This window comes from Actinoplanes sandaracinus (genome assembly GCF_030009775.1).
Taxonomy (GTDB): domain Bacteria; phylum Actinomycetota; class Actinomycetes; order Mycobacteriales; family Micromonosporaceae; genus Actinoplanes; species Actinoplanes sandaracinus.
The window spans coordinates 196,415-210,944 of sequence record NZ_JASCTH010000016.1; the positions used below are offsets into that span (position 1 = coordinate 196,415).

Below are 14,530 nucleotides of genomic sequence, written 5' to 3' on the forward strand. Positions count from 1 at the left end.
TGCTGCATCTGTCAACGAGACTTAGCCTTCCTCACATGCCCACTCCACCAGCCCTCCACTGGTCCGTCGACAACTGCACGGTCGAACGGGCCATGAGCGTCCTCGGCGAGAAGTGGACCCTGGTGGTGCTGCGCGAGGTGTTCACCGGCATCCGGCGCTTCGACGACATGCGGGTGCGCACCGGCATCCCCCGCCAGGTCCTCACCAACCGGCTGAGCACCCTGGTCGAGAACGGCGTGCTGCGCCGCGAGCCCTACCGGGAGCCCGGCTCCCGGGTGCGCCACGAGTACCGGCTCACCCCGAAGGGCTTCGACCTCTACCCCGTCATGATCGCGCTGGCCGAGTGGGGCAACCGTTACCTGGCCGACCCCGAGGGCCCGCCCATCGAGTACGCCCACCGCGACTGCGGCGCCGAACTGCACATCAACGTCGCCTGCGCCGACGGCCACACCGTCGAGTCGAAGCGCGAAATACACCCCCGCCCCGGCCCCGGCGCCCACCCCCGCTGACGCCACCACCGCACCACGTCCGCGACCTTGCGCAATCCCGTCGCACCGTAGCCGCCCACCTCCCCAAGATCGCCACCTCATGGGGTGACCTTGGGGAGAGTGACGGCGGCGTTGCCGTGTGGCTTCACAAGATCGGGAGATCAGCGGGAGGCGCTGAGCGGCAACGCACGCACCAGCATGCGGTGCGAACGCCAGCCGGGAAACGGGATCAGATCCCCGACGTGCTCGAACTTGAGACGCTGGAGCGCGCCCCACACCCTGGTGTTGGTCTCGGCCACCGCCATGGAGGTGCGCTCCTCGGGCCGCTGATCCAGCAGGTCGGCGACCATCCGGACACCGAGCCGGTGCCGCTGGTAGGCGGGGTCGACGAACGCCTCGCAGATGGCGAACGTGCGGCCCTCCCACTCGACGGCGAGATCAGGATCGGACAGATCGGTCAGGTCACGCCACCAGAGCGTCTCCGGCGGCAGCGGACAGCCCATCACCGTGCCGACGAGTTCGCCGTCCACGTAGCCGAGCGCGGCCTGGAAGCCAGGCGCCTCGGCGGTCCAGCGAAGACGGTCCTCGACCGACGGATCGCTGTGGTCGGTCAGATGCAGATCGGCGGCGTGGACCCGCCGGTACACCGCGGCCAGTTCGTCGATGTCGACCTTCTCGGCAAGGACGACGGAACTGGTTGTCTCAGACATATCGAATCATGCGTGCCCCCACGCCCAAACTGTTAACGATCAATAAGGCAAGGCTTACCTAATCAGAGGCCTATTCGCATTGGCAAATCCGGCGGTGCGACGCCCTTAGCCGGACTGCTCCTGGAGCCACCGCTCATGGGCGGCGGCGAGGCGCGGCCAGAGCACCGCGCGGTCATCCGCCGACAGAGTGATGCCGAAAAGGTCACCGAGGGCGGCGAAGTAGTCGGCGGACGTGGTCAGCTCGGCACGGGCCGGCGCGGCGCCGATGCGGGTCAGGGTGAGACCGCGCAGCACGTCCGCGCCGGAGGCGTCCCGGCGGGCCACCACCGCGACCCGCACGAAACCGGACTCCGGAGAGGTGGACAGCTCGGCGTGCTTGGCGGCGAAATCGGAGATCCGGGCGGACTCGGCACGGAAGTCCATGCCCCGGAAGCTGCCCGCCGGGTCGTGATCGAAACGCCAGCCGCCCGGCTCGGCCTCGGAAGGACGCAGACCGTATCGGAAAGGGCCGTCCTGATGGGTGCCGGCGACCAGCGGAAGCGGGCCGTGCAGGCCGTCGCCCATGCCCAGGTCGACCAGCCAGTCGCCCTCGGGCGACTCGGCCGCGGGCAGGCCGGCGACGGTGAGCACCAGATGGTTGCCGCAGGCACCGGCCGGATCGGCGTCGCCCTGGACGCCGCCGACATGCCGGGTCACGCGGTAACCCAGCGCCCGCAGCAGCGCCGAGAACGCCCCGTTGAGGTGGAAGCAGTAGCCCCCGCGACCGGCCACGATGCGCCGAGTGGACTCGGCCGGGCAGATCGAGGCCGGGCGGCCGAGGTAGATCTCCAGGCACTCGTAAGGCACCCGCTCGGCATGCGCCTGGTGCAGCGCCCGCAGAGCCGGGACGCTCGGCTCGTGACCGGCCAGCTCGGGCAGGCCCAGACGGGACAGATAGCCGGGAACGTCGATGGCGTCGAACATGGCGACACGCTAGCGGCCGGGTACGACACGGGATGCGATCCGGGGCGCCCGCAGGTCCCGCTTACGATCCACGGGTGACGATCAGCGACACCCGGCCGCGCCGCCCGGTCATCACCCTGTTGATCGTCTGCCAGAGCACCATCGGCCTGATCTTCGGCGGGATCGCGCTGTTCCTGCCGTTGATCCGCGCCGACCTGGGACTCACCTTCACCGACGCGGGCACGCTGGCGGCGGCGAGCAGCCTCACCTACGCGCTCATGCAGGTGCCGTCGGGATATCTGGCCGACCGGTTCACCCCGCGCCGGCTGTTCCTGATCGGGCTGCTCGGCACGAACCTGCTGGCCGCCCTGTTCGCCATGCTCGAATCGTTCCCCCTGCTCCTGATCGATCAGGCGCTGGCCGGAGTCTTCCGCGCGCTGGTCTTCACGCCCGGCATGCTGTTGATGACCGAGTTGTTCCCGCCCGGCCGCCGGGCGACCGCGATGGGCCTCTACGTGGTCGGCGGCTTCTCGTCGAACATCCTGCTCAGCGCGGTCGGCCCGATCCTGGTCGGCCCGCTCGGCTGGCGGCCGTTGTTCCTGCTGTTCGCGGTCTTCGGCCTGCTGGTGCTGGCTCTCTACCGGCATCTCGCCGGGCCGGCCATCCCTCGGCCGGAGACCACACCGGTCCGCTTCGCCGAGCTCCCGGGGCTCCTGCGGTTCCGGATCATCCAGCTGACCGGCGTCGTCCAGTTCACCCGGCTGGCCGTGGCGCAGGGTTTCACCTTCTGGCTGCCGACCTATCTGGTCGTCGACCGGGGCCAGTCGCTGGCGGCGGCCGGCCTGGTCGCCGCCGTGGCGTCGGCGATCAGCGCTCCGGTCAACTACCTCGGCGGCTACCTGTCCGACCGGATCGACCGCCCGCTGCTGGTCATCGGCGGATCCCTGGCCGTGCTGACCGTGGGGCTCGCCCTGCTTCCCCATGTGCCCGGGATGGCCGGGGTGCTCGGTGCGGTGGCGCTGATCTCGATGGCGATCCAGGTCTACTTCGGGCCGCTGTTCGCCCTGCCGCTGCAGGTTCTCGGAGATCGCAACGCCGGCCTGATCAGCGGGTTCGGCAACTTCTGCGCCAATCTGGGCAGCTTCGCCTTCGTGTACGCGCTCGGCGCCGTCAAGGACGCCACCGGGTCGTTCCGTGCCGGCTTCCTCAGCCTGGCCGCCCTCTGTGTGGTCGCGCTCGTCGCCACCTGGCTGATCCGCCCCCTCCTGCGGCGGCCGTCGTGAGAGCGAGGGCCGCACACCGCCCGCCCTGCGTTTGGGAGCGCTCCAAGTTAAGCTCGTGAAGCCGACGCCGACCGAAGGACGGACGCCATGCTGATGGCCCTGCTGCTCGACGCCGCCAACATCGTCGGCGGCCTGCTGCTCGCCGTCGGCCTGCTCGGGCGGTTTCCGGCAGTCGCCCGGGTGACCACGCGCATCGCGCCCTGGCGATGGCTGATCGGCATCGTCGGGCTGGTCGCCGGTGGCTACTTCCTGATCGTCCACCTGGTGTCCGGCCCACACCTGTTCCACTTCGAGGTGGTCGGGATCGCCGTCGGCGTCATCCTCGCCTGGGAGCGCCTGACCGGCCGCCGGCCGCTGGCCCCCACCGCTGCGGCGCCCGCGCACACGGGGGCCGGCGGTGGCATCGCCGGTCCGGCTCCGGCGGCCGCGCCCAGCCCGGCCACGCCCACCCCGGCCGAGCTGTCCGGGCCCGCCCTGCTCGTCGCCGTCTTCGGCATCATCGCGATCATCGTCGGCCTGCAGGGTCTCTTCACGCCCAACTGATCCGGTCCCGTCGCGACCGTCCGCACTGCCGATGCTCCGGCCCAGCGTCCGCACTGCGGTACTCCGGCTCAGCGTCCGCACTGCGGTACTCCGGCTCAACGTCCGAAGTGCCGGTGCGGCGCGCGCCCCTGCGGGGGAGATACGAGCGCGGAGCGCACCGCGACTCCACACGTCCACGCCAGGTGGCAGGGCACGGGCGGAGGAGCCGGTGACCCGAAGCCTCAGCCCGAGAGCCGCGCCGGGGCCTCAGCCCCGCGCCGTCTCGCGGGGTGGCCCGGGGACAGCCGTCGTCCGGCGGTTCGGGCAACGGCGTACCGGAAAGATCATGGGGTGGGGAAAGGGTGCCGGAGGCGACCGTAGGTCTCGCGATAGGTGCGCGGGCCGATCATCGGCATGATCAGGTGGCGCAGCCAGGACGGCAGGGCGGCGGCCCGGGAGAAGCGGTCGGTCGCCGACCGCACGTGGGTGATCCGCTCGCGTCGCAGGCGTTCGTAACCGGAACCCACCGTGTCCCAGTCCGCGGTGGCCAGCAGGTCGGCCAGCACGAGGCCGTCCTCGACGGCGAGTGCGGCGCCCTGCGCCCAGACGGGCGCGGTGGCGTGGGCGGCGTCGCCGACCAGCACGCAGCGGCCCGCGGACCACCTGCCGGTGCGGACCTCCTCGACCGGTGAGTGATAGAGATCGGTCATGCTGTCGAGAACCCGGCGGACCGGCCCCGGATAGTCCCGGAAGGACTCGTGGAGCCAGGCGGGGTCGGCGCTGACCGGGCCGCCGCCGGTCGCGGAGGCGTAGCCGTAGACCTGATCGCCGTCGACCGGGATGAGCAGGAACGCCCCACCGGGGCCGGACCAGGCCGTCCAGCAGTCGACGCCCGGGTTGGGTGCCATGAAGCGCCAGCTCGCGGCGCTGAGCAGGGCCGGCCGGGTGGTGTCGCTGCCGATGGCGGTGGCGCGGACGGCCGAGCGCACGCCGTCCGCTCCGGCCACGAAGCCGAACTGCTGGCGGGTGTCGTCGCCGAAATCGACCTCGGCGCCACCGGGCACCGGGCGCACCGCGGCGACCGGAAGCGGTCGCCGCACGGCGCCGTCGAGCCCGTCGGCGAGGAGGGCGAGAAGGTCGGAGCGGCGCACGCACCGCGGTCGCGCCTCCGGCCCCCAGAAGGCGTCCTCGTCGACCGAGAAGAGCAGGCGGTCGCGGATCGACCGGTATTCGCGGCGTTCGGTGGGGCGGCCGAGACCGCTGAGGCCTTCGGCGAGCCCGAGGGCCGCGAAGGCGGCGACGGCGTTGCCGGGCAGGTTGATCGCGAGTCCGCCGCCGTCGCCGTCGCCGCGTTCGGCGACGGCCACCGGCACGTCCCGGCGGCGCAGCGCCCGGGCCAGGGCGAGGCCCGCGATGCCGCCGCCCACCACAAGTACGTCCATGGCGATCCAGAGTGCCCTTCATCGACTCGCATCGGCGCGAACTGCCGCCGATCGGACAGTCGTCGTGGGCAGCGGGCCGCGCCGGGGCACCGGGGAGACAGTCGTCGCGAGCGGCGGGCCACGCCGGGGCGCCGGGTGGAGCCCGCCGGCCGACGCGGAGTGCTCCACCCCGCACGCGTCAGTGACGAAGCTTGAGGTCCAGCCAGACGAGCCGGTGGTCCGAGGTCGGGAAGCCGTTGACCGCGGCCCACTCCGGGCTGTAGACCCCGCTCAACCGGGACAGCGGGTCGGCGCGGACCGGCCAGAACACGCCCGCGTCACGAACCTTCAGGCCCTTCCGCGGCAGCACGTAGTCGGCACGCAGGTTGCCGGGCGCGGTGTCGGAGAAGTCGGCGGTGTCGTACGCCGGGTCCCCGGTGTGGGTGAGGTTCGCGCCGCCCTGGAGGGCCGCCGCCTCGGGGCCGCCCGCGCTGTCCGGGGTGACCCGGGTGTTGATCAGCGGGTGGTCCAGGAGCTGATCGATGGCGTCGCCGGTGGAGTCGCCGTCGTTCGGGTCGGCGTTCTGGTCGCCGGCGATCACGAAGGCCGCGCCGGCGCGCAGGCCGCCGCGTCGGCCACGGTCGTCGTAGATGTAGGACGAGGCGCGGCCCGGGGTGATGTAGTCGGCCCAGAAGCGGATCTCGTCGTGGTTACGGCGGCCGTTGCGGTCCTCGGCGCCGTCGAAGGTGGGCGGCGTCGGGTGCGAGGCCAGGAAGTGCACGGTGCGCCCGCCGATCTTGACCGGCACGTCCCAGTGGCTCTTCGAGGAGAGCCGCAGCGCCGCCTGCTCCTCGGCCGAGTAGAAGTCGGCAGGGAGCAGGTTGCCGGGCATGTCCTTCCACTTGAAGTGCTGGAAGGTGCGAACCGCGCGGGTGTCGATCGGGTGCTTGGAGTAGACGACCATGCCGTACTGACCGGGGAAGAGGCCGAAGCCGAACGAGTCGTCGCCGTAGGAGCCGTCACCGGGCGTGGTGTCGATGACCCCGTTGTTGTTGAGGTCGAAGCCGGACGCGATGCCGGTGTTCGACGGGGCGACGTAGCGGTACGGGTACCTCTGGCCGCGGGCCCCGTTCTGCCCGACGGCGAGGAAGTTGTCGGCGAAGAGCCGGGCCGCGTCGGGGTCGAAGTCGAACTCGTTGATCAGCACCACGTCGGGCGCGGCGCGCTGGATCACCTCGGCGACGTTGCGGGCCTGGCGGCGGTAGACGTCGTCGACGGCCGGGTTGGCGAGATGCTCGCGGAGAAGGCCTTCGGACGGCCGGTTGAGCGACAGGTTGTATGTCGCGAAGCGAAGATCGTGGTGCCGCCCGCCCGCGAGCGCCGGCGTGGCGCTGCCGATCAGCGCGGTGCTGAGGAGTGCCGTGAAGAGAAGACGCTTCATTTCTGAAGTGACTACCCGAGGATCCGACCTGGACGCAATGGCGTTCACCGATCGGCCACCGGGAATTCTCAGCCCGCCGTGGTGAGGTAACCCGCTGTGAGAACGGCGATCACGAGCGGCAGCGCCACGCGGAACGCGCCGTCCTGGCACAGGTAGCGCAGTCCGGCGGCGATCACCATGAGACCGATCAGGCCGACGGCGGCGGCGATGCCGAGCGGCGGGATCACCAGTCCGGCCGCGAGCCCGGCGCCACCGAGGATCATCAGGGCGGAGAACTTGCGGTACTCCCCGATCGAGACTCCGAAATGGTACGCGGCGGCGTGCTGCTCCGCCGGGTCGGCGGTCAGGCGGGCGATGCCCTGCATGCCGAAGAACACGATGACGATGCCGGCCAGCACGGTGTTCACGGCGACTCCTCGGCGACGAGACGATGCACGGACACGTGCAGATTAGGTTTCATGCTCACAGGTGTGCAACATCCTGTGACACGGCTCGCCGGATCGCCTCCTCGGCGGCCGGCTGCGGCAGGCCGGCGGCCACCAGCACCGCGACCGCGGCCCCAGTCCCGTCGTCGGCCCACAGCTCGTCGTTGACCGCCTGCATCATGGCCAGGGTCATCGCCTGCAGGGCCGCGCTCAGCACCGGCAGCGGCAGATGGGTGGCGAACCGGCCGCTCTCCCGGGCCCGCTCCAGCAGCGCGAAACTCTGCGTGGCGATCGGGTGCAGCAGCTCACGCAACCCGGCCATGCCCAGGTTGCTCTCGGCCAGCGAGATCAGCAGGCGGTACTGCTCGCCGGCCGCCCACACCGTCAGGGCGAAATCGGCGAGGGCGACCTCCGGTTCAAGAGCATCCCTCTCGGTACGCCCCAGCGCGTCCAGCAGGTCGGTGGCGCACTTGTCGGCCAGCCCGGCCAGCAGCTCGTCCCGGTTGGGGAAGTGCGCGTAGACCGTCCGCCGGACGACGCCCGCCGCCTGGGCCAGGTCGTCCATGCTGGCCGCCGGCTGGCGGGCGAGCAGGGTCCGTGCCGCCCGCAGGATCCGGTCCCGGTTCTCCTCGGCGTCCCGGCGCCGCCCGCGTGGCGCCGTCACTCCGCCGCCTTCTTCTCGGGCCGGCGGCGCTTGTCGCGGATCCAGATGATCGCCGGCTTGCCGTCGCCGGTGTCACGGCGGTCGATGTCGAACAGCCCGATCGCGGTGACCAGGCCGCCCAGTTTGGGGTAACCGTAGCTGCGCGGGTCGAAGTCGGAGCGCTGCTTGGTGATGATGTGCCCGACCGCGGCCAGCGGCGCCCAGCCGTCGTCGCCGGAGGCGGCCTCGACCGCGGACCGGATCAGGTTCATCAGACTGGTGTCGCCGCGCAGCTGGGTGGCGCCGAGGACGGGGCTCGGCGCCGGCATGGCGACGGCCTCCGGCTCGAACAGGTTCTCGGTGTAGATGAACTTGTCGCAGGCGGCCACGAACGGCTTCGGCGTCTTGCGCTCGCCGAAGCCGTAGACGGTCAGCCCGGACTCGCGGATGCGGGAGGCGAGCCGGGTGAAGTCACTGTCGCTGGAGACGATGCAGAACCCGTCGAAGCGCTCGGTGTAGAGCAGGTCCATCGCGTCGATGATCATCGCGGCGTCGGTGGCGTTCTTGCCCGTCGTGTAGGAGAACTGCTGCATCGGCTGGATCGACTGGGCCAGCAACTGGTCCTTCCAGCCGCGCAGGTTGGTGCCGGTCCAGTCGCCGTAGGCACGTTTGACGTGCGCGGTGCCGTACTTCGCCACCTCGGCGAGGAGTCCTTCGACGATCGCCGCCTGCGCGTTGTCAGCGTCGATCAGCACGGCCAGTTTCGCCGAGTTGTCATTCACCGCCGGCACGGTTCACTCTCCCGCCTTCTGTCGAACCGTGTCGAGGATATGACCCCGGGACCCGGTTCACCGCGCAGGCCGTAAGGGTGGCGAACCAGGCATAGACGACTCTCGAAATAGGACCCTTCGGGCGGTACCGTGGGGAAATGGCGCTGTGGACGACCCCTAGCCTGCGAGCCCTGCTGGAGGAGGCCGGGCCGTGCGGCCGGGCCGCGGCGCTGGCCGAGCTGAGAGCGGCGATCGCCGGGCGGGAGGCGCCGTCCGCCGCAGGCCTCGCCCCGGCGGACGCGGAGATCGCCCGCATCGCCGCCCTGCTCCTCGACGACCTGGCCGAGCCGCATCTGCTGCAGTTGCGGTCGGTGGACCGGCCGGACGCCACCCGGCTCGCCGTCACCGCCGCCGGCCGGCAGTTGCGGGCCACCCAGCTCCGGCACGCCGAGCGGATGCGCCGTCAGGCCGTCGGCGTGATGTGCGCCGAGCCCCCGGACGTCACGGAGACCACCCATCTGCGTTACCTGACCACGGCCACCGGCATGCTCGCGTTCGGCGACTACTACGAACTGGTCGCGCTGATCGTGACGTTCCCCTTCGACGGGCCGGGCGACCCCCGCGCCCAGCGGGGCGCCCACGAGATGAGCCTGGCGGGGCACGCCACCTCCACCACCCGGATGCTCTTCGAGGCCGACCTGGCCGAGCCGTCGATGGACGTGGCCTACCAGACGATGTGGGTGCGGATGATGGGCCAGGCTCGCGAGTACGAGCTGCGGCCGACCATCCGGCAGTGGCGACGGTGGGCCGGCCTCGGCGGCTGACACACCCCAGCAAGCCACATTGGATTGCCAAACTCTTGACGCCACTGCTGTGAGCGCTAACACTCTGGCAACACCCCCGTTACGCGCCCCCCGGACGGGACGGTTGGCGCGGCTGCCCTCAGCAGGGAGAGATATGCAGTTGAGCAGGCGCCCCGGGCGCCGTAGAGCCTTAGTGTCGACACCCCTCGCCGTTCTGGCCGTCATGGCCGGCTCGCTCGCCGCCCCGGCGCCGGCCGCCGCCGCCGACGGGCTCGTCCTCTGGTACAAACTCGACGAGTCAAGCGGTTCGGTCGCCACCGACTCGTCCGGCAACGGACGGGACGGGGCCGTGCTCGGCACACCGTCCTGGTCCGGCGGCCAGGGGCTGGCTCTCAACGGCGCCGACACCTACGTCAAGGCCCCCGACCATCTGCTGCGCGGGCTGAACTCGGTCAGTGTCTCGTTCGACGTGAAGATCGACACCGCCCAGGCGACGCCGTACTTCCTCTATGGCTTCGGCAACACCGACACCGCGACCGGTTACGGCAACGGTTACCTGTTCGCGACCGGCAACGGTTACCGCAACGCGATCTCGACCGGCAACTGGTCCGGCGAGCAGAACACTCGGCCGGGGTCCGGCGCCGATCTGGGCCGCGGCATGTGGAAGACGGTCACCTATACGCAGACCGGAACCACCGGCACCCTCTACGAGGACGGCGCGGTGGTCGCCACCAACACCGCCATCAGCGTTCTGCCCGGCGCGATCGGCGGCGGCTCGACCACCGCCAACTACTTCGGCAAGTCGGTCTACACCGGCGACCGGCTCCTGAAGGGCCGGATGCGGGACGTCCGCGTCTACGACCGGGCGCTGAGCACCGCCGAGGTGGAGACCCTGGCGGGCCCCGCGAACACCGAGTCGGTCGCCGCCGACGTGGCCGCCCTGGACCTCGGCGACACCAGCGCCCTCAGCGCCGACCTCCGCCTCCCGGCGACCGGCGCGCACGGTTCGAAGGTCACCTGGAGCAGCAGCGACACCGGCGTGATCAGCGACACCGGCAAGATCACCCGCCCGGCGACCGGCGAGCCGGACGCGCGGGCGACGCTCACCGCGACACTGAGCCGCGGCGCGGCGACCGGCACCAAGACCTTCACGGTGACGGTCAAGGCCGCGTTCGACGACGCCGCCAACGCCGCGGCCGCGGCGAAAGCCCTGGTGGTGCACGACCTCGATGACGTACGGGGAAACCTCACCCTCCCCACGACAGCGACCTGGGCCTCCAGTGACCCGGCCGTCGTCTCCGCCACCGGCGAGGTCCACCGCCCCGCCGCGGGCGCCGCGGCGAAGACCGTCACGCTGACCGCGACCGTCACCTACGGCACCGCGACGGCGACGCGCGACTTCATCGCGACCGTCCCACCGCTGCCGAAGAAGGAGCCTTACCAGGGCTACCTGTTCAGTTACTTCACCGGTGAGGGCTACGCGAACGGCGAACAGATCTACAACGCCCTCAGCAACGGCAACGACCCGCTGAGCTGGCGTGAGATCAACAACGGCAACCCGGTGCTCACCTCGACGCTGGGCACGAAAGGCCTGCGGGACCCGTTCATCATCCGCTCGCCGGAGGGCGACAAGTTCTATCAGATCGCCACCGACCTGAAGATCCACGGCAACGGGGATTGGGACGCGTCCCAGCGCACCGGCAGCAAGTCGATCATGGTGTGGGAGTCGACCGACCTGGTCAACTGGACCGACCAGCGCCTGGTCAAGGTCTCCCCCGACACGGCCGGCAACACCTGGGCGCCGGAGGCGTTCTACTCGTCGAAACTCGGCGCCTACGTGGTCTTCTGGGCCTCCAAGCTCTACGACCCGTCGGACACCGCGCACACCGGCAACACCTACAACCGGATGATGTACGCGACCACGCGTGACTTCCGCACGTTCAGCGAACCGCAGGTGTGGAAGGACCCCGGTTACTCGGTGATCGACTCCACGATCGTCGAGCACGAGGGCGTCCATCACCGGATCACCAAGGACGAGCGGAACAACTCCTCGACCTCGCCGTGCAGCAAGTTCCTGATCCAGGAGAAGGCGACGGACCTGCTCGACACCAGCTGGGACTTCGAGGCCGAGTGCATCGGCTCGGGCGCGATCGACCGCGGGGAGGGCCCGCTGGTGTTCAAGTCCAACACCGAGGACAAGTGGTACCTCTTCATCGACGAGTACGGCGGCCGCGGCTACGTCCCGTTCTCGACGACCGACTTGAACTCGGGCAAGTGGACGCCGGAACCCACCTACAGCCTGCCGTCGCGCCCGCGTCACGGCACGGTGCTGCCGGTGACCGCCGCCGAGTACGAGCGGATCTCCGCCCGGTACGAGGAGCCACCCACCCCGGCTCAGGGCCTGCGGCTGCGCTACCAGTTCGACGAGACGAGCGGCACGGTCGCCCGCGACACGTCGGGCAACGACTTCAACGGCACCTACGAACGCACGCCCGCGTGGGGCGCCGGCGTCCAGGACGGCTCGTTCAAGATGTCCGGCGGCTCGGCCTCCCCCTACGTCACCATCCCGAACGGGGTGCTCAAGGGCGCGCGGGCCGCGACGGTCTCGGTCTGGGCCAAGTGGTCCGCCTCCACCACGATCAACCAGTGGATCTACAGCCTCGGCCCGGACAGCGACAAGTATCTGTACACCGGCCCGCGCAACGGCGGCAACGTGCTGTTCTCGGCGATCACCACCGGCTCCTGGCAGGCGGAGTCGCAGCTCAGTCACAGCGCGGCCCTGCCGGGCGGCAGCTGGCAGCACATCGCCGTCACCCTCGACGGGCCGAACGCCGCCATGTACCTCAACGGCGCCCGCGTCGCGACCGCGACCGGGGTCACGGTCAAGCCCTCGGACCTGTACGACGCGACGAAGTCGTACAGCGGTTACGTGGGCCGTTCGCTCTACGCGGCCGACCCGTACTACGCCGGCGAGGTGGACGACTTCCGGATCTACGACACCGCCCTGTCCGCGCCCGAGATCCTGGAACTGGCCGGGAAGACCACGTCGATCGGCGGAGTGACCCTCCCCGAACTCAAGATCGACGCGATCGTCGACGACTCGGCCTCCGTGGTGCGGCTGCCGGTCAAGCCCGGCACCGACGTGACGAAGCTGGCGCCGTCGTTCGCCCTGGCCAAGGGTTCGACGATCAGCCCGGCCTCGGGCGCCGTGCGGGACTTCAGCGCTCCGGTGACGTACGAGATCACCGGCGCCGACGGCGCCAAGCGGACCTGGACCGTCACCGCGCTGGCGATGAAGAGCCCGGTCATCCCCGGCCTGTACGCCGACCCGAACATCTCGGTCTTCGGCGACACCTTCTGGATCCACGCCACCACCGACGGGTTCGCCGGCTGGTCCGGCACCCGGTTCCACGCGTTCTCCTCGAAGGACCTGGTCAACTGGACCGACCACGGGGTGATCCTGGACCTCGGGCCGGACGTGACCTGGGCCGACAACAGCGCCTGGGCACCGGCGATCGCCGAGCGGAACGGGAAGTACTACTTCTACTTCAGCGGCGGCCTGGCCAGCGGCAACACGGCCAAGCACCTGGGCGTGGCGGTGGCCGACTCCCCCGCCGGGCCGTTCACCGACGCGCTCGGCAAGCCGCTGGTCGCCGGCGGCACCTACAGCGGCCAGATGATCGATCCGGCCGTGTTCACCGACGACGACGGGAAGTCCTACCTGTACTGGGGCAACGGCGGCTCGTACCAGGTGCCGCTGAACGACGACATGGTGTCCTTCGACGCCTCGCTGGTGAAGACCTACAAGCCGGCGAACTACAACGAGGGCAGCTTCGTCGCCAAGCGGAACGGCGTCTACTACTTCATGTGGTCGGAGAACGACACCCGCAGTCCCGACTACCAGGTGGCGTACGCGACCGGCTCCTCCCCGACCGGGCCGTGGAGCGACCGGGCCGGCGTGATCCTGCGCAAGGACACTTCGCTGGGCATCCTCGGCACCGGCCACCACTCGGTGGTCCGGGTCCCCGGCGGCTCCTCCAGCGACGACTGGTACATCGCCTACCACCGGTTCGCCATGCCGGGCGGTGACGGCACGCACCGGGAGACGACGATCGACCGGATGGAGTTCGCGGCCGACGGGGCGATCAAGCCGGTGACGCCGACGCTCACGAGCGTGGACCCGGTGACGATCGTGACCGCGGGGCCGGACGTGGGCGGTGTCGAGGGCAGCGCCGTCAGCCTGCGCGGGACGGTATCCAACGACGCCAACCGGCCGTCCTGGACGGCCAGCGGCGCGGGCTGCGTCTTCGCCGACCCACACGCGGCGGCCACGACGGTGACCTGCGCGGACGACGGCACGTACACGCTCACCCTGACCGCAGGCCGCAGCCGTGACTCGGCGACGGTCCGCATCGTCAACGCGGCGCCGGTGCTCACCGTGCCGGGCGGGCGCCCCGCCCCGGACGCGCCGGTCGCCACGACGACCGAGGTGGTTCGTACGGTCGACGTCCGCGACGCCGGCAGCGATGTGCTGACCTGCACCGCGACCTGGGGTGACGGCACCACCTCGGACGGCACGATCGCCGGGGGCGTGTGCACTCTGCGGCACCGGTACACGACCGCCGGCGTCTACCGGCCCGGTGTCACGGTCCGCGACGACGACGGGGCGTCGGTCGCCGGCGTGCTGCCGTTCGTGACGGCCCACCAGCCGCGCTCCGGCTACGTCGCCGGCAGCGGCTGGAGCGGGCAGACGGACTTCGCGTTCGTGGCCCGTTCCGGCAAGGGCGGCGGCAGCGCCTGGATCCGGCTGCCGGACGGCCGGGCGTTCCAGTCGACCGGTCTGACCCCGGCGCTGGTGATCGGGCCGGTGGCGTCGTTCCTCGGCACCGGCACGATCAACGGGACCGGGAGTTACCGCCTCCAGGTCAGCGTGCTCGACGGCCGGAAGGACGGTGTCGTGATCAGGATCTGGGAGTCGCGGACCGGGAAGCTGGTCCACGAGGTGCGCGACGTTCACCTGGACGGCGGCGGCATCACTCTCTGAAAGCCCGAGCAGGCCGGGGCCAACTCCCGGCCTGCTCG

Annotated in this window: 12 protein-coding genes; 5 read left to right on the top strand and 7 right to left on the bottom strand. The window is 70.8% G+C overall.

Annotation, left to right across the window (positions count from 1 at the left end):
• Window positions 1-35 precede the first annotated feature (35 nt).
• A complete protein-coding gene (locus QLQ12_RS24595; RefSeq protein WP_282762791.1) occupies window positions 36-509 on the top strand; it encodes a winged helix-turn-helix transcriptional regulator in 474 nt (157 codons plus the stop codon).
• A 140-nt stretch (window positions 510-649) separates the two neighbouring features.
• Here the strand turns inward: QLQ12_RS24595 and QLQ12_RS24600 are convergent, their stop codons facing one another.
• Together QLQ12_RS24600 and QLQ12_RS24605 are read right to left on the bottom strand one after the other, a co-directional pair.
• On the bottom strand, window positions 650-1,198 hold the full coding sequence (locus tag QLQ12_RS24600) for a GNAT family N-acetyltransferase (RefSeq protein ID WP_282762792.1): 549 nt from the start codon (window positions 1,196-1,198) through the stop codon (window positions 650-652).
• Window positions 1,199-1,303: 105 nt separating this feature from the next.
• Window positions 1,304-2,161, bottom strand: a complete 858-nt coding sequence (locus QLQ12_RS24605) for an arylamine N-acetyltransferase family protein (protein ID WP_282762793.1) — start codon at window positions 2,159-2,161, stop codon at window positions 1,304-1,306.
• A 74-nt stretch (window positions 2,162-2,235) separates the two neighbouring features.
• Here QLQ12_RS24605 and QLQ12_RS24610 point away from each other — a divergent pair, with 74 nt between their 5' ends.
• Together QLQ12_RS24610 and QLQ12_RS24615 are read left to right on the top strand one after the other, a co-directional pair.
• Window positions 2,236-3,423, top strand: coding sequence for an MFS transporter (locus QLQ12_RS24610; protein ID WP_282762794.1), 1,188 nt, complete (start codon window positions 2,236-2,238; stop codon window positions 3,421-3,423).
• A gap of 87 nt (window positions 3,424-3,510) precedes the next feature.
• On the top strand, window positions 3,511-3,966 hold the full coding sequence (locus QLQ12_RS24615) for a hypothetical protein (protein WP_282762796.1): 456 nt from the start codon (window positions 3,511-3,513) through the stop codon (window positions 3,964-3,966).
• A 323-nt stretch (window positions 3,967-4,289) separates the two neighbouring features.
• On the opposite strand, the gene QLQ12_RS24620 is transcribed toward QLQ12_RS24615, so the two are convergent.
• The 5 genes from QLQ12_RS24620 to QLQ12_RS24640 form a co-directional block, all read right to left on the bottom strand.
• A complete protein-coding gene (locus tag QLQ12_RS24620; RefSeq protein WP_407651548.1) occupies window positions 4,290-5,387 on the bottom strand; it encodes an FAD-dependent monooxygenase in 1,098 nt (365 codons plus the stop codon).
• Between the two features lie 178 nt (window positions 5,388-5,565).
• Window positions 5,566-6,807, bottom strand: a complete 1,242-nt coding sequence (locus QLQ12_RS24625) for an endonuclease/exonuclease/phosphatase family protein (protein ID WP_282762798.1) — start codon at window positions 6,805-6,807, stop codon at window positions 5,566-5,568.
• Window positions 6,808-6,875: 68 nt separating this feature from the next.
• Window positions 6,876-7,214, bottom strand: a complete 339-nt coding sequence (locus QLQ12_RS24630; RefSeq protein WP_282762800.1) for a DoxX family protein — start codon at window positions 7,212-7,214, stop codon at window positions 6,876-6,878.
• Between the two features lie 55 nt (window positions 7,215-7,269).
• Window positions 7,270-7,896, bottom strand: coding sequence for a TetR/AcrR family transcriptional regulator (locus tag QLQ12_RS24635; RefSeq protein ID WP_282762802.1), 627 nt, complete (start codon window positions 7,894-7,896; stop codon window positions 7,270-7,272).
• Complete coding sequence (locus tag QLQ12_RS24640) at window positions 7,893-8,657, bottom strand: NYN domain-containing protein (RefSeq protein ID WP_282762804.1); 765 nt, start codon at window positions 8,655-8,657, stop codon at window positions 7,893-7,895. The genes QLQ12_RS24635 and QLQ12_RS24640 overlap by 4 nt, the downstream gene beginning before the upstream one ends.
• A gap of 146 nt (window positions 8,658-8,803) precedes the next feature.
• Here QLQ12_RS24640 and QLQ12_RS24645 point away from each other — a divergent pair, with 146 nt between their 5' ends.
• Window positions 8,804-9,469 (top strand): hypothetical protein, encoded by a 666-nt coding sequence (locus QLQ12_RS24645; RefSeq protein ID WP_282762806.1) that lies wholly within the window; start codon window positions 8,804-8,806, stop codon window positions 9,467-9,469.
• 172 nt (window positions 9,470-9,641) lie between these two features.
• Entirely contained in the window at window positions 9,642-14,492 is a 4,851-nt protein-coding gene (locus QLQ12_RS24650) for a family 43 glycosylhydrolase (protein WP_282762808.1), read from the top strand.
• The last annotated feature ends 38 nt before the right edge of the window (window positions 14,493-14,530 follow it).